The sequence below is a fragment of the Pseudomonas ogarae genome (assembly GCF_014268695.2).
Lineage (GTDB): Bacteria > Pseudomonadota > Gammaproteobacteria > Pseudomonadales > Pseudomonadaceae > Aquipseudomonas > Aquipseudomonas kilonensis.
Genome location: NZ_CP077086.1, coordinates 3,609,491 through 3,628,511 on the forward strand (window position 1 = coordinate 3,609,491; position 19,021 = coordinate 3,628,511).

Below are 19,021 nucleotides of genomic sequence, written 5' to 3' on the forward strand. Positions count from 1 at the left end.
GCGGTCACTTACTTGACCTCTTTCAGGTAACGCGCGGAAAAGGCTTCCTGTGCCGCCGCCATCTGCTCGTAGTTGACCACGCCGGCCCGGGCGTAATCGCTGTCCGGCAGGAACTGCGCGGCGATGTCGGCAGGCATTTTCATCGCTCGCACTGGCCGCAGGTACGCCTTGGCCCAGAGCGCCTGGCCTTGCTCGGACAGGACGAAATCCAGGACCTTCTCGGCGTTGGCCCGATGGGGCGCGTTGTCGACGATGCTCATCACGTAAGGCACGCTGATGCTGCCTTCCTTGGGAATCACGAAAGCGACGTTGGCCTTGTCCTTGTAGCGCGCCCGGTAGGCGTTGAAATCGTAATCGACCAGGATCGGCAACTCCCCGGACAACACCCGCGCATAAGCCGTCTGCTTGGGCACGATGGGCGAGTTTTTCGCCAGTTTCTGGAAATAGTCGATCGCTGGCGTGAAGTCATTGAGGCTGCCGCCCATGGCCTGGTTGATCGCTACCGCAGAAACGTAACCGACGAACGCACTGGACGGATCAAGGTAGCCGACCATGCCTTTGTACTCAGGCTTGAGCAGATCACCCCAGCTTTGCGGCACGGGCAGGCCGCCCAGCGCATCGACGTTAACCATGATGCCCAGGGTGCCGGAGTGAATGGCAAACCAGTGTCCTTGCGGGTCCTTCAAACCGGCCTGGATCTGCTCCCAGCCCTTGGGTTTATAGGTGCCGACCACCCCGGCTTTTTGCGCCTGCAAACCGAAGGTCACGCCGTAATACACCACATCCGCCACTGGCGCGGCCTGCTCGGCCACCAGTTGTGCCAAGGCCTGCCCGGAGTTCTTGTTGTCCAGCGGGACCTGCACGCCCGTGGTATCGGCAATGGCCTTGAGCTGCGTGCCCCAGTCGGCCCATTCCGGTGGGCAGTTGTAGCAAATCGCCGTTTCGGCAGCCTGGGCCAGGCTGGCAACGCCGCAAAGCAGCAACGTCGCCAGGGTTTTACTGAAGCGGATCATCAAGCGTCTCCTCGTAGGGTTGAGTACTTTCGCCCGGCCGGATATGGCAGGGCAGGCAATGGGAAACCGGTGTGGCGCCGCCGATCTGCGCCAGCAGTTGGTCGATCACGGTGCAGGCCAGGGCCTCGATGGGCTGGACGACGCTGCACAGCGTCGGGTGCATCTGAGTGCCGAGGGCGATGCCGTCAAAGCCAATGACCGAAAGCTGCTGGGGGACGTGCCAGCCGTTGCGGCGCAGTTGTGCAATCAGGCTGATTGCCAACAGATCGTTGGAGCAAACCAATGCACTGAGGGCTTGCGGGCCTTGCAGCAGTGGCTCGATGGCGGCGAAGTCGGCTTGGGTATGGGCCGGCATTTCAATCACCGGCAGGCAGTCGAGACCGGCCTCACGCATGGCGTCGCAATAACCGGCGTAACGCAGGCGAGCACGGTCCGATTGCAGGGCAGGGCCGGCAACCATGCCAATGCGCCAATGCCCGGCTTCCAGCAGATAGCGCGTGGCGAGGGCCATGCCGGCGCGGTTGTCCACCGACACGGCGCTGTAGTCCGGATTGCCCGGCTGGTGATAGGCCAGCACAAAAGGCGTGTCCTCGTTGTCCAGGCTTTGCAGCACGCGGTTGCTCTCGGCGTCGGTCACCGTGAGGACCAGGCCATCGACGCGCTGGCGCAACAGCTCCTCGACCACCACGCTTTCGCGCTCGCTGCTGTAGTCGGTCGTCGCCAGGAGCAGGTTGTAGCCGCGCAAGCGCGCAGCGCGCTCCATGGCCTGGAATTGTTCGGCGAACACGGGATTGAGCAGGTTGGGGACCACCACGCCGATCAGCTTGGTCACCTGCAGGCGCAGTTGGCGGCCCAGACGATTGGGCCGAAAACCCAGTTGGCGCGCAGCGGCGAACACCTGCTCGCGGGTGGCCGGACGCACCACTTCAGGGGAGGCAAAGGTGCGGGCCGCGGTTGCCCGCGAGACCCCAGCCAAACGTGCCACTTCTTTCAAATCAGTCATTGTCACTCGCTTGAGATCGATCTCATTGGCGAGGACAGTACTCAGGGCTTATGGCGTTTTGGCGACGCAGTGATGACAATTTGATGTCAGTGGCTGATATCTATCGTTGAGGGCTATCCAGGGCGCATGTGCAGACTCAGCGCAGGCTTGCGGTAAACCCGTACTGCCTCGCGGACCATACCACCGCCAACGTCAGCAGCAAGAGAGCGACCAGCACAGGCGCAAAGGCAACGACACCCAGGTGATCGAGCAGCAGGCCTCCCACGATCCCGCCACCGGCAATGGCGACGTTCCAGGCCGTGACCAACATCGACTGGGCGAGATCCGCTGCCTCTGCGGCCGTCTTGGCGATTGCCGTCTGGAACAACGTCCCGGCCCCTCCAAAGGCGATTCCCCAGGCCGCTACCGCGATGTAGATCGCGGCAGGGTTGTCGCTCATGGCGCCTAGCGTCAGTGCCGAGGTGGCGAACAGCGCCGTGCTGGCAAGGGTCAATGCCCGTAGATGGCGATCGATCAGCACGCCGACGACCCAGATGCCCAGCAACGATGCGACCCCGAAGACCAGCAGAACCAGGTCGATCCGCTCGCCCAGGCCCGCCCCCGTCAGGAACGGAGCGATATAGGTAAAGAGAATGTTGTGCGTCAGGACAAAGGCCAACACCACGAACAACACCGAGCGAACGCCCGGCAGGGTGAAGACCTGGCGCAACGCAAGGCGCTTATTGGTGGCTTGCCCTGGGAAGTCAGGCACCTTGAGTCGCACCCAGACCATCAAGGCGACGGCGAACACGCTCATGATGGCAAAGCTCATCCGCCAACCGATCAAATTACCGAGCAAGGTGCCGGCTGGTACGCCCAGGGATAACGCCAAGGGTGCGCCCACCATGGCGATTGCAATCGCCCGACCTTTCTGGCTCTCGGGCACCATGCGGGCGGCATAACCGGCCAACAAGGCCCAGAGCAGCCCGGCCGATACGCCACCCAGCAAGCGGGCGACGATCGTCAAACCATAATGGGTGGAAAGCGTCGTGACGGTATTGGCCACGGCAAAACCGGCAATGGCCACCAGCAAGAGCGACCGGCGCCGCATGCCTTGGGTCGCGGCCGTCAAGGGAATGGCCGCCAGCAAGGAACCTATCGCGTAGACCGTGACCAACTGGCCGGCGAGGGCTTCGGAAATAGCCAACCCTTCGCTGATCTGTGAGAGAAGGCCGGCGGGCAAGGCTTCGGTGAGAATGGTCACGAACGCCGCCAGCGCGAGGGCAAACAGTGATCCGATGGGGAGCGGCGCAGCGTCTTGAACGACCTCGGCATCAGCGTCGATATGGGTATTGGCAATCGTCATGTGTCACCTGCTTGGAACGCTTCTGACCCGCCAGATGGCGGCGTCAATCGCAGATTGATAAGTGCCGACTACGGTAGGTGCCGCTCCTTGGCGAGACAAGAATGCTAGAGTGCGCAACACATCGGAAAAAATGTCCGCAATTGGAGCCTGGCGTGGAATCACTGAGCGGGATTGGTTTTTTTGTTCGCGCGGCCGAAACCCGCAGCTTTTCAGAGGCGGGCAGAGCGCTTGGCATTTCGTCTTCGGCGGTGGGCAAAAGCGTCGCCCGGCTCGAGGAACGGCTGGGTGTGCGGCTGTTTCATCGCAGCACGCGCAGTATCACGCTGACAGCGGAAGGAACGCTTTTCCTCGAGCGTTGCCGGCGCATTCTCTGCGAAGTCGAAGCGGCCGAACTGGAACTGTCGGAAACCCGCCAAGCACCACGGGGCAAACTGCGCGTGAGTTTGCCCCTGGTTGCCGATTTGGTCATGCCGACGCTGATCGCCTTCATGCGCCGCTATCCCAGTATCGAACTGGACCTGGATTTCTCCGACAGGCTGGTGGACATCATCGAGGAAGGTTTCGATATCGTCATTCGGACCGGAGAACCGAACGACTCCCGGCTGATGTCCCGCCCGTTGGGCACGTTCAAGCTGGTTGTGGTCGGTTCGCCCCAGTACTTCGCCGAACACGGTACGCCGCAGGTGCCGGCGGATCTGCTGCGCCATGCCTGCCTGCTATACAAGTTTCCCAGTACTGGCAGGATGCAGGTCTGGCCGGTAAACAGCGACGGGGAGCCGGATCTCAACCTGCCGGCCACCCTGGTCTGCAACACCACCGAGGCATTGCTGCACGTGGTGCATGACGCGCTGGGGATTGCCTGCGTGCCGGATTTCACTGTGCGTGAGGCGATCGCCAGCGGTGAACTGGTCACCGTCCTCGACGAGTTCAATCGGCATCAGAACACCTTCCGCATGCTCTGGCCTTCAAGCAAACACCTGGCGCCAAAACTGCGGGTGTTCATTGATTTCATGAACAGTGAATTGTTCAAGTGACTGAACCACCGCTATCGCGAGCAAGCTCGCTCCCACAGGGAAATGCGCTGGTCCTAGCTGCAGTCTTTCTGTTTGCACGGGTGCGCTTCCCGGGCGCGCCACTCCTTGACCAGCTGTTGCCTGGGACGGGCGTAGCGGTCTTCCAGCAAACCCATCTCGACGATCCGGTCCGTTCGGAATAGACGATAGTCGCCGCGCAGCTCACACCAGCCGGCGATATAGCGCTGCGACTCGACAAACCCCAGCATGATCGGCCAGAAGGTTCGCTGCGTCTGCTCCCCATTCTCGTCCTTGTAGACGATCCGCATTTTTCGCTGTTCGCGAAGCGCCAGCCGGACCTGCGCCAGATTCAACGCAGCCGGCGCGCCTTGATTGCGACTGACATAGATCGTGTCGTTGTCCAATGTTCGCCGCATGTGCGGCGGCAGGACACTGTCGATTTTTGCCAGGGCGTTTTGAACGGCGCGGGCCAGGCCTTCATCGGTTTGGCGACTGACCCACTGTGCGCCGGCCATCAACGCTTGGATCTCTTCCTCGGTAAAACTCAACGGCGGCAACAGAAAACCCGGGCGCAGGACGTAGCCAACGCCGGGTTCGCCAACGATGTCCGCCCCCATCGACTGCAGCGTGATGACGTCTCGCCGGATCGTACGCAACGACACATTCAGCTCACGGGACAGCGTGATACCGGAAACCGTCCCGCGGTGGCGCCGAAGGACTTGCATGAGGTCGAATAATCTATGGCTTCTTGACACGCTTCAGTCCATGGCCACGAGGGCCTTGCCACGGAGCTTCCTGCCGCCCTCGATGGCCGCGATAAGCTGGATCGCATCGCCGAGCGGCACCACCTCCGCTACAGGAAGCCGGAAGCTGCCATTCTGGGCGGCTTGGGCGAGCGTGTCGAGAACGTCGGGGCGCGGCGTACAGATGACGGGTTTCAAGCGTTTATCAAAGAGTGCGCGAATGAACTTGCCAGGGCTTGGATTCAGGTCCAGCAGTACGCCACCCTTGCGCAGCAGGCTGAAGCCGAGCGACAGGGGCATTGTGGCCGCCGTGTCATACACCACATCGAAACGTTCAGGCAGGTGGGAGAGGTCGGTCTTCTGATAGTCATAAACCGTATCGACCCCCAACCGTCGCGCTCGCTCCAGGGTCTGTTCACTGCAAGAACCGCTAACCTTGGCCCCGATCATACGGGCTATCTGCACGCAGGCTTCACCTACTGCGCCACTGCAACCGTTGATGAAGACATGCTGGCCCGCGCTCAGCCTGGCCTTGTCCCGCAACCCGTTCCACGCGGTCATCCCCGGTGTCCCGAGGCAGGCGGCTTGCTCGAAGGATACGTCGTCGGGTTTGCCGGACAGCAGCGATTCCTGGGTGACCACCGCTTCTGCCAGGGCGCCACTTTCCTTGAAGCGGGCGAGACCAAACACAGCATCGCCCACCTTAAAACGCGTGACGTCGCTGCCCACCGCAATGACCGAGCCGGAGAAGTCCATTCCCATGGCCCTAGGGAAGGACCTACCCGTAACGATCTTCATCTGGCCGCTGCGCAACTTCCAGTCGATCGGGTTGATGGCGGCGAATCTGACTTTTACAGCAACTTCGCGCGGGCCCGGTGAAGCCAACGTGAATGACTCGAGTTTCATCACATCCGGCCCGCCGTAATTTTGATACTGGATACGCTTCATAGCTGACGCTTACTCTGGATGATTGATGAGATAGAAGTAGGGCCGGGGGCAGGGGCGCTGTTTCCAGCGCATCGTTGATGCCTGCGACCAATCACTTCACTCTAACCATCGACAGGGTCAGTTTTTGTCACCATTGTTTTTCCGCAGGGCACCTGCCTGGCACGGGAAGGCATCGTCCCGGTTTCACTTCGAACTCAGTTGGATCGGCGTCGTCTCGATCAACCGTCTGGAGAGGATCATCGACTGGGTTTGCTCTACGTACCATTTGAAATGCGCTGACCCGATGTGGGAGAGGTAGGCTTGCTCGTCAGCGTAGATTTCGAAGAAGTGGAGCAAGTGAGGGTGGTCTTTATCCGCCACCGAATAGATGGCAATCACCCCGGGCTCCACGCGCGCGGAGATCTCCATCTCTTCCTTGACGATCTGGGTATAGCGTTGCAGTTGCTCCGGATCGATCTCGAGCTGTGCGACACGCACCACCACCGTGGATGGGAATGTCTGCGCGCTGGCCCCTCCGGATGCAAACAGGCAAAGCACCATCGCGCACTTGGAAAACCACTGACGAATGTTCATGACAAACTCCTGGCAAGGGCTGGGTGAATTCAATGACTCACCCACGGGCGACACGCTGTGGGCGACGGTTTCTCTGGCTCACAGCTTCATGATGTCTGGCAGTCGGCTGGCCAGCACATCGATGATGTGCCGCAGTCGCATGGGCATTTGCCGCATCTGGGGTGAGACGGCATGACAATCCATCGTGGTGGGCGGATGCGTTTCCAGGAGCTGAACGAGAGCACCCGAGCGCAAGCGATCACGCACCAGCCACGAAGGCAGCCAGCCAATGCCCATGTCAGCCTCGACAGCATCGGCGATCAATGAAAGGTCATTCAAACGAATGCGCGGGGAAAGGGACACCGTCTTGAGTTGGCCATCGGTATCCGTAACGGCCCAGGGCTGCGTGTAATCGCGCCGGTGATACAGCACCGCGTCGTGGCCGAGCAATTCTGGCAGGCTGCGGGGCTGCCCGTTTTTGGCCAGGTAACCTGGTGATGCGCAGAGCAGTTTTTGCTGGACCGCCAGGCGTTGTGCGCGCAGACCGTTGAGTTGCACCAGGGGGCCAAAGCGAATCGCCAGATCGAAGCCTTCGGCGATCAGGTCTACGGACTGGTCGCTGAAGTGCAATTCAAGTTCCAACTTGGGATGTTGGCGGGCCTGTTCCAGCAGGATCGGGCCGGCACAGTATTGGCCGAAGAGGACCGGCATCGTCACGCGCAGGCGCCCCGTGATTTCTTGCTGGCCCGATTCCAGCAGGGACTGAGCCGAACGGACTTCTTCCAAGGCGCGCAGGCAATGTTCGTAATACACCTGGCCAGCCTCGGTCAGGCTTTGGGTCCGGGTGGTCCGATGGAACAGGCGAACGCCCAGCCGCTCCTCCACCCGGCCAATCGCTTTGCCCACCGCCGATCGCGTCAACGACAACTGTTCAGCCGCGCGGGCAAAACCGCCGGCGTGAACGACTTCGACGAACAGTGCTACGCCGTCCAATGGATCTCTCATACGGCCCTGGCTCCTGGATTGGTTCCCTTGATTCAACTTTATGGAGAAAAAATATCGTTAATGGTGATTATTATTCCACTATAAGCTACAGGTTCATTGATATTGGTGTCCAGGCGGAGCCAGTGCGTCTATTCCACTGCGCCTAAGCCCTGCACCCGACCAAGGAGCCGAACCATGAAACTGCTTTGTCTCGACATTCCTCAACCTGGCGCCAGTCTTGAGAAATATCAGCCGCATCTGTTCGACGAAGCCCGACATGCCTGGCAGCTCTACAAGGGCGGCATCGTGCGCGACTTCTATTTTCGCCAGGATCGCCCAGGTGTCGCGATCATCGCCGAGGCCGACACCGTGGAATCCGCCAGGGCGGCATTGAACGAATTCCCCCTGGCCAAAGCGGGGCTCATCGACTGGGAGATCATTCCGCTCGGGCCGTTCATGAACTGGGAAATGCTCTTCGCGCCTGGTAACGCCTGACGCTTATTGCGGCGCTGGCATCGTGATGAACGCGCCTGTCTTCTTCGTCTCAACCAAGAGCCCGAGTCCATGAACAAACAAGCTGCTGAGCTCAAACCGGTCCTTTTCGTCGTTACCAGCAACGCGGTGAAGGGCGCGTCCGGGATCCCTACCGGCTTCAACCTGGCCGAGGTCACTCATCCATTGGAGAAACTGCAGGAGGCGGGCATCCGTGTCGAACTGGCCTCCATCAATGGCGGTGCCGCGCCCTTGGACGGGCTGGAGGATATGAGTGATCCCGTCATCGCCCACTATTGGGCCGATGCGGATTTCCGGCATGCGCTTGAGCACACCTTGCCCATGAACGAGGTGGATCCATCACGCTATTCGGCCATTTTCTTCGCCGGTGGTCACGGCACGATGTGGGACTTCCCTGATAACCCTGCCGTACAAGCGGCGATCCGCGAAATCGATGCGGCCGGCGGCATCGTTTCGGCGGTCTGTCATGGGCCGGCGGCCTTGGTCAATGCACGTCGCGCCGACGGCAGCCTGCTCGTGGCCGGTAAACGGGTCGCAGCTTTCACTGACAACGAGGAAGAGGAAGTGCAGTCCACCCACGTTGTGCCATTCCTGTTGGCGTCGACGCTCAACAGCCGTGGCGCACATCACCAGCAGGCGGCGAACTGGGCCGACAATGTGGTTGTCGACGGTCGCCTCATCACCGGTCAAAACCCGCAGTCCGCCGCCAGCCTGGGTGAGGCACTGCGAGATGCGCTGTTAGCGTGATGACTTATGAGTAGGGCGCGCGATATGAAACTGATCTGTGTTGAAGAGCATGTACTCGCCCCCGCCATGGGCGTCGCCACGCAGGCGCTCGTGCAGGCCGAGGCGCCCTATCTTTCGGGCTGGGGCAGTCGGGTGATCGATGGTGTACAGGTAGCGGACCTTAGTCGGCCGCATGTTGTTGCGCCTAGCGAGTCAGCTCGCAAGGCGTTGGAAACAGGCACATCACGCTTGGCCGATATGGACGCAGCAGGAATCAGCATGCAAGTGCTTTCCTATGGCGGGTTTCCTCAGCTATTGCCCGCCTTGCAAGCCATTGAGCTGTGTCGTGCTGCCAATGACCAGCTGGCAGAGACCGCGCAAGCTCAGCCCGATCGTTTCAGCGGTTTTGCCACGCTCCCGTGGCAGGCACCCGAGGCGGCGGCGCGTGAGCTGGAGAGGGCGGTGACGGAGCTGGGCCTCAAAGGCGCGCTGATCAACGGTCGTCCGGGGGATACGTTCCTGGACGACGCAGGCTATGCCCCGATTCTTGCCGCCCTCAATGAGTTGAAGGTTGCGTTGTACGTCCATCCGGGGCTGCCGCTGCCTGCCGTTCAAACGGCGTATTACGGCGGGTTCGAGCGTGAACTCAGTGCACGTCTTTCGATGTTTGCCTGGGGTTGGCACAACGAGGCAGGTATTCAAGTCGTGCGGATGTTGCTCGCGGGCGTGTTCGACCAGTATCCCCATCTGCAAGTCATCAGTGGGCACTGGGGCGAAATGGTGCCGTTTTTCCTGCAGCGCCTGGAGGACGCTATTCCCCAGGATGCCAGCGGCCTGAAACGTCCCATCGGTCAGACTTACCGCGAGCATGTCTACGTTTCGCCCAGTGGCATGCTCATGCTCCCGCATTTCCAGTTCATTCACGCGCTCATGGGCGCGGAGCGTATCCTGTATTCCATCGATTATCCCTACCAGAGCCTGGATGGCGCCCGCGCTTTCCTCGAGAGCCTGCCCATCACTGAAGCGGACAAGGCGCTCATCGCCCACGGTAACGCCGAGCGATTGCTGGGCCTATGACGCGAATCGTGGCAAATGCCTGGGGCGCCTGTTCAGGTCAAGGGGCCTTGTTCTCGACCAGGCAGTTTCCGCCATCCACCACGATGACTTCGCCCGTGAGGTAGCTCGCCTCTGAAGACGCAAGGAAAGCCACCAATGCCGCCACCTCTTCTGGACGTCCGGCGCGGCCCATCGGCGTGTAACCGGCCGCCTTGGACTCCTCGGCAGTGGTCGACCCGGTAGTGATCCAGCCGGGAGCGACGCTGTTTACCGTGATCCCTTGCTGGGCGACTTCCAGCGCCAGGCTCATGCTCATTCCAACCATCGCGGCCTTTGCGGCGCTGTAAGCCGCTTCACCGGGGTTACTGCACCGGGTGCCGGTAGTGGAACTGATGTTGACGATGCGCCCGTAACGACGTGCCCGCATGCCGGGCAGAACCGCCCGTGTCAGCAGAAAAGCCGTGGTCAGGTTTCGCGCCAGTGTCAGGTTCCAGGTGTGCAGATCCATGCTTGCCAAGTCGGAAAAAAACTCCGGGCTGCCTTGCATGGCCATGCCCGCGTTGTTGACCAGAATATCGATCCGACCCCAGAGGGACTCCGCCCACGCCATGAACTCACGTACCTGGTTTTCATCGGTAAGATCGAGGGCCCGACCTTCGACTTCGAACCCTTCGGCGCGCAGTTCTGCGACTCGATCATTGATGCGTGCACTGCTGGCGGTGACGATCAGTCTGGCACCTGCAGTACCCAGTCTGCGCGCGATCGCCATGCCGATTCCGATCTCGCTTCCGACCCCACTGATGAGTGCCACAGGGTTCTGTCCAACTGCGTTTGGCATGGTGCCTCCAGAGGGGGGTAAGTGATTGCCAGGCGCCGGCGCGCTATATAAACATCCTGATCAACGCCCGAATACCGCCGTCACCCCCAACAACCGCTTTTGCCGCCAAGCCGGTGCGCTCGTGGGGAAAAGCACTTCGTTTGGCCGATAGCGGGCGATGCCGCAGGCGGCGGCGATGCGTTGGCGTTGCTGGCCGCGGACAAGAGCTTGCTGAAAACTGTGTTCGCTATGGGCCAATCCCAGCATATAACGCGTACCCACCTGGAAGTGTCCGCCATTGGCTTGCCACCAGCCATCGATTGCCTGCGGGTCGGGCCAGGGCAGGTTTTCATCGGGGTCCATCGCGACATTGGGGTCTTCAGGGTCATCGTTCGGGCCCGCATCGAAATCCGGCAAGGCCTGCAATTCCAGGTCGAGTAGCGCCAGGTCAGCGCCGGTGATCAGGCTGAAGGCTTCACCGGCGACGCGGGCATAGGGCAGGTCGCTCATCTGCTGGATCAACCACGGTACGCAGACCGGATCGCCCAGCAGCCCAAGGGCCTGGATGCCGATGCGCCGATCCCTGGGATCCTGTACCAACTGGCGTATCCAGGCAACGCTGGGCCCGCGTTCTTGCCAAGCCAGCAATACGCAGAGCGCGCGATACTGGAACTCGCCCGGTTGCTCGGCGAATTGTCGCAGTGGCTCCAGGGCTTGCTCGTCGCCCATCTGTGCGGTGGCCCAGTTGGCCCAGAAGCGCGTGGCCGCATTCTCATGCAGACGATGGGTACGAATCGTCGGCAGCAGGTCACGCCGGCGCAGTTCACCCGCCGTACGGGCGGCACGCGCCAACACGCTGGGGTCGGCGTGGGACAGTTCGGTCAGCAGGATAGGGCCGGGATCGTGGCGATGCATGCCGCAGGCCGCCAGGCCGAGGCGGTGGAACAGCGGCTCAGGGGAGGCGAACATGCGCTCGATCCAGGGTGATACCCGCTCCCAGTCGAGCCAACCCAGGGCCATCAGGTAACCTCGTTCAGTTTCCGTGGCACTTCTCAAGTGCTCGCTGAGCAGCGACAGCTCCTTCGCATTGGCCGCCTCGAAGGCCAGCAGCACACTGGCGAACATCTCGCCGACGGTGTGCGGGCCGAGCTGGGTCAGCAGAGTCTCCAGGCCTGTTGAGCCAGCAATGCGCAGACCATCGAGATGAGCGTCGATGCGTTCGTCCAGTTTGCTGAGGTCGTCAAGGTCATAGTGGGGCGCGCGCACGGCGTGATCGTGCAGGAGGATGAGGAAGCAAGCTTCTTCGGCGTGTTGCTCGATCATTGATGAGATGGGGACCATGACGTCTCTGTCTTGTTACGGCACCAGGTTTCCAAAGAAGTAACGTTTACCGACTTCGAAGTGCAGGGGAGAGGCCATGTACCGGTCCAGGACAGCGGCCGCATTCAGCGGTTGGAACTCGCCGTTTTTTCCGTAGAAGCTGGAACAGTCGACGCCGGAATACACCTCGAATTTACGCCTCCAGATAAGAAAGTTGCTCCAATCGATCCATTCGTCAGTGCCTGAAGGAACCAGGGACTTTCTCATGACCCAGACTTGTTTGTTCATGTCGACGGGCATCCCCCCGGAAATTGAGCAGCGATCGCTGCCATAAGCGTTCTGCAGTTCGCTAAGTCGTGAATCGACAGCCGCTTTGTAATCGACTTCGTTCAGGCCACTGTCAAAGAACTCGGGCTCGTTTTCGATGGGGTCAAGAAGATTGGTTAAATTGGCTTCCACGGCGGCTCGGTCGGCCCGACGTGCAAACGTACGCCATGCCTCAACCATGAAAGGTATCAGCCACAGCACACCAGACCACTGGGCTGCCAGGCACGCCTCGATGCGAAGGTAAGTGGGGCCTTCGAGTATGAGATCGGCAAGGAAATCCAGGTCAGTGTCGAGCCCTGCATCAGCGGTCAGGCCGAGGCAGGCCGATACCAGCGTTGGGTCGCAACTGGGGTCCACTATCCATTTGCGCAGTTGGGATACGTGGCTGTAATCGCCATGCTTGGCCTGTTCCAGAATCGCAGCAAGTGCAATCCACGGGTCATTGCTCATCCATCCGTCAGGTGACAATACTTCTGCCGGAGCGGGGCCACTGTAGTGATATCCACGCCCCTTCCAATAGAAGCTGTCTTGAAGGAAACCAGGTCTTTGGGTGTGCTTGTAAATAGAGGCTTTCATCATTCGGGCCTTGGAAAACTATTGATGCGTGTTTCTTGAAGTGCACTCAGCTCTCCTTCGAGCTTCTCACACTTCTTGCCAGTAGGGGCGAGATTCCCTTGCCCGGCCGGACAACCTCCGGCCGCCTTGGGGACTCTATGCGCCACCGGCTCTCCCTGGCCCACTTCTGTTTTCCAACGCATATAGCCTGGTCTGTTAATCGCCCAATCATTTTCAATGTTGGCCTTCTCTCGTTTGCTCGTTACGTAGTACTTATTGCAGCCGCTCGGTTGCTTTCCGGCGGGTGGCAACAGGTGCCTGCACTTGGGATTGGCCCGGACTTTGGCAAGCACGGCTGCATTCTTGGGATTTTGTGCGGTGCCGTAGAATTGCTCCTCCGTCATGTACTCCCCGTTCGCTTGAGCCTTGGAGTGCGCCGCGCCGCCACAACATTCACATTTGTGTTTGCCCGGCACCTTGGCGTCTTGTTGCACCGGACTGTATTTGGCGGTGTTGACCATGGGCACAGCCGCATTCGCTGCAGGGCTGGCATGATTCGATGTGGTGAGATCGGTATGTCGGTCTACGTTCTGGCCTTCGAAAAGAACATCCATTGACCATGAGACAAAATAGGTCTTGCCGGTGATGACGTGAGTGATGACACCGGCACCCTGGCTTCTTGTGGCAGCTTCATCGCCCAGCGGTGAGGTTTTATAGAAGGAGCGATTTTTTAACATGATCTCCTTGTTTTCGATCTTGACGGTCTTGCTGCCTTTCTTCATGTCCTTGGAAAACGAGGTGTCTGGATAGGGCACCGGGATTGGCCCTCCCGGAGGCGGTGGTGGCGTCAGGCAGACATCCGGGAACGCCGCGATGACCTTGCCTCCACCCGCTTTGCAGGCAATCTCATCGCCATTTGCGTAAACGTCGCAGCTCATAGGTCCCCCTCTGGCTGGCTAAGGTCGCGCACAACGGCGGCGGCACGTGCGCCGGCCAGGGCACTGCTCAGACAGATCGCGGTGGTTCCCGGTGCATAGCCTTTGCGAAACGCCTGGTCGGCGAGTATCAATTGGACGATTCCAGCAATGGCCCCGGTGTCACCCATGGCCTCTGCCCAATGCCACAGTGGCTGATCCTCTTTTCGGACTGTCCGAAAAAGCCGGGCCTCCATCAACGGAAGTTCCTTGAACCCGTATTGCTCTCCCGTGACATCGGACAGGCGCAGGTCAATTTCATGCAGACCCAGTTTGGCCTGTGCGAGCGCCGTACGAGCGGCGTCGGTCAGCCCGCCTGCCCGCAGGGGTTTGCTCGACAAAAGAGGCGCCTCTTCTTGCCCAAAGCCCAGGCCTGAGATTTGCAGGCAGGTACCAGGTTGCCGATAGGCCTGAATCAGGATGGCCGCGGCCCCTTCGCCAGGAAACAAGCCGTCATTGTGAGTCGCCGTTTTCAGCCGGCGATGTTCGTCCAGCCACTGCAGCGTCAAGGCGCTGAGCAGCGAGTCAACACCCGCCACCACACAGGCGGGAACCCGTGTTTCCTGCATTAATCGACTGGCTTCATGAAGGGCATGCATGCCGGCAACATGGCCAGAGGGGATGACCCTGGAATGCGTTGGATGGAACTGTATGCCCAACTTGGAAGATACGTCCTGTATGACGGCCTGGGCTATTTCCCTGATATTGATTCCGGGGCGCTCCGGTTCAGCCAGGCACAGGAGAAATGGCACTTCTGTCCAATCCAGCTTCGGCGCACCCTGTATCAACTCGACCAGTGCATGCATCATGAGTCCGGACATGCGCGCTGCTGCCGGCAGCGCCAGGTCAAGGCTGGGCACAGCCGCGCCGACGATGGGTTCGCACGCGTTGTCAAAAAACGGCAGCTCCTGGAGTGCTGACAGCCCGGCGCGCTTTGCAGCACAGGCGCTGGCGACGCATAAGCCCACGGGACACGCCATGCCCATGCTGGTGATGAAGAGGGCGTGTCCCTGCATGGAGGTCATATCTCCTCTTCCGCGGGAGGATAGGCTTCCTTAGTCCACGCGATGAGTTGAGCCAATGACTTGAAGTGTTGTTTTCCTCGCATGCGTTCTTCGTTGGCCTTGGCCTGTTCGAACTGATCGGCGGTTTGCCCGACGATGACCTTGGCCACCTCCTTGATGTTGCGCCCGAGGGGCGAAGAGGCTCGCCATGTCAGCGTCAGGCGATTCGCGTCAGGTTCAAGAATGACGGTGTCGACCACGGCGGCTGCTTCCCGTGTGCTGTCGTCGTGAAAAACGACAAGCACCGCTAGTTTCAGGTTTGCCGGAAGCCTGAATGCCGAGCGGCCTTTATCGCTCAGATTAAGCAGCGCGACTTCTTCGCCCCCCCGGGGATAATCGATTTGCTGGTCCTCGGGTGCACATTGGAAATAGCGCAAGTCAAAATCTTCGGGAAGGAATGGAAATTGATGATCAAGCCACGCCTGATCATAGGTGCCGGCCCATTGGATACGCTGCCGCCATGCTCGACCAATCGGGCCAAATGCCATTGGCTTGTAATGTTCGTGGGGGGCGGTGACCGGCCTGTCCAGTTCTTCGGTATTTGGGAGCGGCAAGCCATTGGTCTGGGCACTGTTTGCTGCGGGGTAAAATCCGGCTCCAACCGGGTTCCATGGGTACCATTTGTGTTTGGCCGGGTCTGCATGCGTGCGATCCACGCCGCCAAAAGCCTGCGCGTAGGTAATCGGCATTGTGGTGAATGGAACAGGTTTGCTTATCGAGTGTGAGAGGGCGCTGTCCTCATAGATTCGTGCCCCAATCACTTTGAATGCTTTGACGAGAGTCCCCACTTTCAGCGCTACGTTCACCTCCGTCGCCGGCTCTCCATTGGGGGCGTGGCAGTGACCATTGAGCAGGACATCGCAGCGGGGCTTGTGCAGCGCAAAATCGTTTTCGTATAACGCAGCTGATTCACTCGGTTCACCTGGGAATACGTCGGCCATGATCAACGGAGCCTGTTGTTCGAGCAGGCGAGGCGCATGTCCAGGGTGATCTGGAATGCCGTAGGTTCCTTTCGCCACCACGACAAGCCATTCACGGCCCGTTTTATCGGTTGAGGTCGTATAACCGCCGACGAGGCGAGTCTTGTTTACCAATTCCATGGCGTCATTGCCTCAGTTGATCTGCACCGAACCGCCCTTGATGCGGTTCACGCCGGATGATCGGCTCGAAAGATAGGTCCCTCGAATCAGTATCTTGCCCTCGCGGGTGAGGGTGATGCTGGCCTTGCCGCAGCGCAGGACGATTTCCCGCTCCGCGGTGAACTCCAGGCGCTCGCCGTCCAGGTGGGCGACGGCTGGCGTTGTGGTTTGCGGCAGACGCTGGATGCGACCGATCACCAGCGGCCGGGTCAGGTCGCCGGCCTCGAACATCAGCGCGACCTGGGCGCCGATGTCTTCACGGGCGAGTGGGGTGGTGGTGCGCGCGGCGAGGCCGGTTTCGCCGGGGCAGCCAGGGAAGGCCACCACAGGGGCATCTGCACTGGGCACATCCAGCAGCACCCCAATCACAACGCCATCCACGCGCGCGGGCGTGGCGGTGGAGGAAACGGCTAAATGATATTCAACGGTCATGGCGCCCACTCCGTGGCTAGTTCTGCAGGATTTTCTGGCCTTTGACGACCACGTTCTTGTTCGCCTTGATGTTGATGGCGCCGGAGCCGTCGATGGTGATGTTCTTGCCGCTGATCACGATGGTGCCGTCCTTCTTCATGGTGATGCTCGCCGCGCCCGTGGTCAGGCTGATGGAGTCGCCGGCGTTGAGGGAGAAGTGCTTGCCCACGTCCAGGCTGTCGTTCTGCTTGATGTTGGTGCTGCGGTTCTGGGTGACGTCGCGGGACTCGTTCTGGCCGATCTGGGTACTCTGGTTGCCGCTGATCTCGATGCCTTCGTTGCCCTGGACCGTTTCGTTACGGTTGCCAGTGATGCTGATGGTTTCGTTGCCGCCCACGTCTTCGGTGCGGTTGCTGACGATGGTGATTTTCTCGTTGGCACCGACTTTTTCCGTGCGGTCGGCACCGATGGTGATGGTCTCGTTACTGCCCACGTTCTCGGTGCGATTGGCGCCGATGGTGATTTTCTCGTTGCTGCCGACATCCTCGGTACGGTTCACACCGATGGAGATGGTTTCGTTATTGCCGACCTTTTCCTTGCGATCCACACCGATGGTGATGGTTTCGTTGTTGTCGACGGTTTCGGTGCGGTCGTGTTTGACGTGCACGGTCTCGTCGTTGTCGATGGTCTTGCTGCGGTCGTGGCCCACCCAGTGGGTCTCGTCGTTCTCGACCTCGATGTCCTGGTTTTTTTCGGCGTGGATAAACAGCTGCTCGGCGCCTTTCTTGTCCTCCATGCGGATTTCATTGAAGTTGGCCGGTGAACCGCCCTTGCTTGAACGGCTTTTTACCCCGCTCTGGGTGGCATTGGCCGGCAATCCGTAGGGCACGGTCTGTTCAGCGTTGTAGACGCGGCCGGTGATGATAGGCCGATCCGGATCGCCCTCGAGGAAACTGACGATCACTTCCTGACCGATCCGCGGGAGCTGCACGGAGCCCCAGTTCTTGCCGGCCCAGGCCTGGGACACGCGAATCCAGCAGGAGCTGTTTTCGTTGGACTGGTCATGGCGATCCCAATGGAAATGCACTTTGACCCGGCCATACTGGTCGGTCCAGATCTCCTCGCCACTGGGACCTACCACCACAGCGGTCTGCGGCCCACGGACGATGGGCATGGGCGTGAGGGGCAGAGGGCGGAAGGCCTGGTTGGCATCCATGCAGTCCAGCTCGCCGACGAACTGTTCGTCGACGTCCGACTGGCCGCTTTCATAGGCATCCTGACGGATCTGATAACGGGCGGTCACCACCAGGTATTCACGGTTCTGGTCGGCACGGTCGTATCCCGTCAGCGTGAACACATGACCGCAACCGATGCCGCGGGCGCGACCGCGTAATTGCACACGCTCGAACTGGCTGTGAATGGCTTCGATGCGGGTACGGGCGTAGTGATCGCCATCGTTGCTCTGGACGTATTCACCCGGGTAGTCGTAGAGCGGGTAGTCGGCGTTGGTGTGGTTGCGCGGCACGCTGGAGCGCACTTCAAGGCTGGCGCGTGGGCGCAGGAAGTCATAGTCGTTCAGCGCCAGCGAGCCAGGTTGTACTTCCCGCGCCAGTTGCCAGTCGTAGAAATGATCGCGCTCGCGCATTTGCCGATCGGGCGGATAGAAGGGCACCGAGGCATAGTCGGGTGCCGTGGTGTGGGCGCCATAGGCGTCGGCCAACACCAGCACATGACGCGCCATTTCATGGCGAAAGTAGTAATAGATGCCTTCCTGCTCCATCAACCGGCTGACGAAATCGAAGCTGGTTTCGCGGTACTGCACGCAATATTCCCACTCGCGGTAGCTGCCGCTCAGGCTGTCCTCGAAATCGGAGAAGCCGAGGTCGCGGAACACCTGCTTGATGATGTCCGGCACGGTCTTGTTCTGGAAAATCCGGCAGTCGGAGGTGCGCGTGAGCAGCCAGAACCAGGGCCGTAGACTGACGCGATAACCGGCGAACTGGCCGTGCCCGGTCAGTTGCCGACAACTGCAGACAATGCCGTGGAAGTAGCGTTTGCCACCGTCGTACAGCTCCAGGGTCAGGCCCATCGGCTTGCCCAGCAACTGGTCGAACGTGATCGCCCGGTCTTCGGAGGTCAGGTCCAATTCGTAGTGGAACAAACGCCCCAGCTCTTCGCTGCCGTCCATGCCTTGCAACAACAGGACATCGCCGCCGAGAGGACTGTCGACCTGTACCAAACGGGTGTTTTGCGTGATTGCCATGAGCGGCTTCCTTGGCTCGGGTTCGGGCGTCAGTTGGCCGTTGCAAGGAAGGTGGCGCCGTACGCAGGGTCGTCGCCATAGGGGATGCCAGGGAAAATCGAATCCAACAATTGCTGTACATCCACCACAGAGGTGATCTCCTTATCGGTCTTACGGTCTTCAATCAACGTGAAGGTACAAGCAGATCCGTATCTTGTGGATTAACGTTTGTCCGGAGCCCGTTAGATAACGTTC

Annotated in this window: 19 protein-coding genes; 4 read left to right on the forward strand and 15 right to left on the reverse strand. The window is 60.2% G+C overall.

Annotated elements, in window-relative coordinates:
• Positions 1-8: 8 nt before the first annotated feature.
• From HU749_RS15640 to HU749_RS15650, 3 genes are all read right to left on the reverse strand, one after another.
• On the reverse strand, positions 9-1,013 hold the full coding sequence (locus HU749_RS15640; protein WP_186650150.1) for an ABC transporter substrate-binding protein: 1,005 nt from the start codon (positions 1,011-1,013) through the stop codon (positions 9-11).
• Positions 997-2,016 (reverse strand): LacI family DNA-binding transcriptional regulator, encoded by a 1,020-nt coding sequence (locus HU749_RS15645; RefSeq protein WP_079303395.1) that lies wholly within the window; start codon positions 2,014-2,016, stop codon positions 997-999. The genes HU749_RS15640 and HU749_RS15645 overlap by 17 nt, the downstream gene beginning before the upstream one ends.
• Before the next feature lie 136 nt (positions 2,017-2,152).
• Complete coding sequence (locus tag HU749_RS15650) at positions 2,153-3,361, reverse strand: MFS transporter (protein WP_186650152.1); 1,209 nt, start codon at positions 3,359-3,361, stop codon at positions 2,153-2,155.
• Positions 3,362-3,513: 152 nt separating this feature from the next.
• Here HU749_RS15650 and HU749_RS15655 point away from each other — a divergent pair, with 152 nt between their 5' ends.
• Entirely contained in the window at positions 3,514-4,395 is an 882-nt protein-coding gene (locus HU749_RS15655; protein WP_079303393.1) for a LysR family transcriptional regulator, read from the forward strand.
• 53 nt (positions 4,396-4,448) lie between these two features.
• Here the strand turns inward: HU749_RS15655 and HU749_RS15660 are convergent, their stop codons facing one another.
• From HU749_RS15660 to HU749_RS15675, 4 genes are all read right to left on the reverse strand, one after another.
• On the reverse strand, positions 4,449-5,150 hold the full coding sequence (locus tag HU749_RS15660; RefSeq protein ID WP_216641522.1) for a helix-turn-helix transcriptional regulator: 702 nt from the start codon (positions 5,148-5,150) through the stop codon (positions 4,449-4,451).
• A 3-nt stretch (positions 5,151-5,153) separates the two neighbouring features.
• Positions 5,154-6,086 carry an NAD(P)-dependent alcohol dehydrogenase gene (locus HU749_RS15665; RefSeq protein WP_095974734.1) on the reverse strand — a complete coding sequence of 311 codons (933 nt, stop codon included), beginning with the start codon at positions 6,084-6,086 and terminating at the stop codon, positions 5,154-5,156.
• Positions 6,087-6,269: 183 nt separating this feature from the next.
• Positions 6,270-6,659, reverse strand: coding sequence for a putative quinol monooxygenase (locus HU749_RS15670; protein ID WP_079303390.1), 390 nt, complete (start codon positions 6,657-6,659; stop codon positions 6,270-6,272).
• 78 nt (positions 6,660-6,737) lie between these two features.
• Positions 6,738-7,643, reverse strand: coding sequence for a LysR family transcriptional regulator (locus tag HU749_RS15675; protein WP_079303389.1), 906 nt, complete (start codon positions 7,641-7,643; stop codon positions 6,738-6,740).
• Positions 7,644-7,817: 174 nt separating this feature from the next.
• On the opposite strand from HU749_RS15675, the gene HU749_RS15680 reads away from it, so the two are divergent.
• The 3 genes from HU749_RS15680 (at position 7,818) to HU749_RS15690 (ending at position 9,938) form a co-directional block, all read left to right on the forward strand.
• A complete protein-coding gene (locus HU749_RS15680; RefSeq protein ID WP_024617681.1) occupies positions 7,818-8,117 on the forward strand; it encodes a YciI family protein in 300 nt (99 codons plus the stop codon).
• A 69-nt stretch (positions 8,118-8,186) separates the two neighbouring features.
• Positions 8,187-8,882, forward strand: a complete 696-nt coding sequence (locus HU749_RS15685; protein WP_079303388.1) for a type 1 glutamine amidotransferase domain-containing protein — start codon at positions 8,187-8,189, stop codon at positions 8,880-8,882.
• 258 nt (positions 8,883-9,140) lie between these two features.
• The gene (locus HU749_RS15690) at positions 9,141-9,938 is read left to right on the forward strand and encodes an amidohydrolase family protein (protein WP_328589835.1); all 798 of its coding nucleotides are present in this window, start codon (positions 9,141-9,143) and stop codon (positions 9,936-9,938) included.
• A gap of 37 nt (positions 9,939-9,975) precedes the next feature.
• On the opposite strand, the gene HU749_RS15695 is transcribed toward HU749_RS15690, so the two are convergent.
• Genes HU749_RS15695 through HU749_RS15730 form a run of 8 tightly spaced genes read right to left on the reverse strand, consistent with a single transcriptional unit; the run spans position 9,976 to position 18,787 of the window.
• Complete coding sequence (locus HU749_RS15695) at positions 9,976-10,755, reverse strand: SDR family NAD(P)-dependent oxidoreductase (protein ID WP_186650154.1); 780 nt, start codon at positions 10,753-10,755, stop codon at positions 9,976-9,978.
• A 60-nt stretch (positions 10,756-10,815) separates the two neighbouring features.
• Entirely contained in the window at positions 10,816-12,075 is a 1,260-nt protein-coding gene (locus HU749_RS15700; protein WP_079303385.1) for a TIGR02270 family protein, read from the reverse strand.
• A gap of 15 nt (positions 12,076-12,090) precedes the next feature.
• Positions 12,091-12,957 carry a hypothetical protein gene (locus HU749_RS15705; RefSeq protein ID WP_172436071.1) on the reverse strand — a complete coding sequence of 289 codons (867 nt, stop codon included), beginning with the start codon at positions 12,955-12,957 and terminating at the stop codon, positions 12,091-12,093.
• Entirely contained in the window at positions 12,957-13,874 is a 918-nt protein-coding gene (locus tag HU749_RS29405) for a DUF4150 domain-containing protein (protein ID WP_003201902.1), read from the reverse strand. Before HU749_RS29405 ends, HU749_RS15705 begins: the two co-directional genes overlap by 1 nt.
• On the reverse strand, positions 13,871-14,935 hold the full coding sequence (locus HU749_RS15715; RefSeq protein WP_225919098.1) for a 3-oxoacyl-ACP synthase: 1,065 nt from the start codon (positions 14,933-14,935) through the stop codon (positions 13,871-13,873). Before HU749_RS15715 ends, HU749_RS29405 begins: the two co-directional genes overlap by 4 nt.
• Positions 14,932-16,074 (reverse strand): DUF2169 family type VI secretion system accessory protein, encoded by a 1,143-nt coding sequence (locus tag HU749_RS15720; protein ID WP_079303384.1) that lies wholly within the window; start codon positions 16,072-16,074, stop codon positions 14,932-14,934. Before HU749_RS15720 ends, HU749_RS15715 begins: the two co-directional genes overlap by 4 nt.
• A gap of 12 nt (positions 16,075-16,086) precedes the next feature.
• Positions 16,087-16,545 carry a DUF6484 domain-containing protein gene (locus tag HU749_RS15725; protein WP_046062415.1) on the reverse strand — a complete coding sequence of 153 codons (459 nt, stop codon included), beginning with the start codon at positions 16,543-16,545 and terminating at the stop codon, positions 16,087-16,089.
• Between the two features lie 16 nt (positions 16,546-16,561).
• Positions 16,562-18,787 (reverse strand): type VI secretion system Vgr family protein, encoded by a 2,226-nt coding sequence (locus tag HU749_RS15730; protein ID WP_079303383.1) that lies wholly within the window; start codon positions 18,785-18,787, stop codon positions 16,562-16,564.
• Positions 18,788-19,021 lie beyond the last annotated feature (234 nt).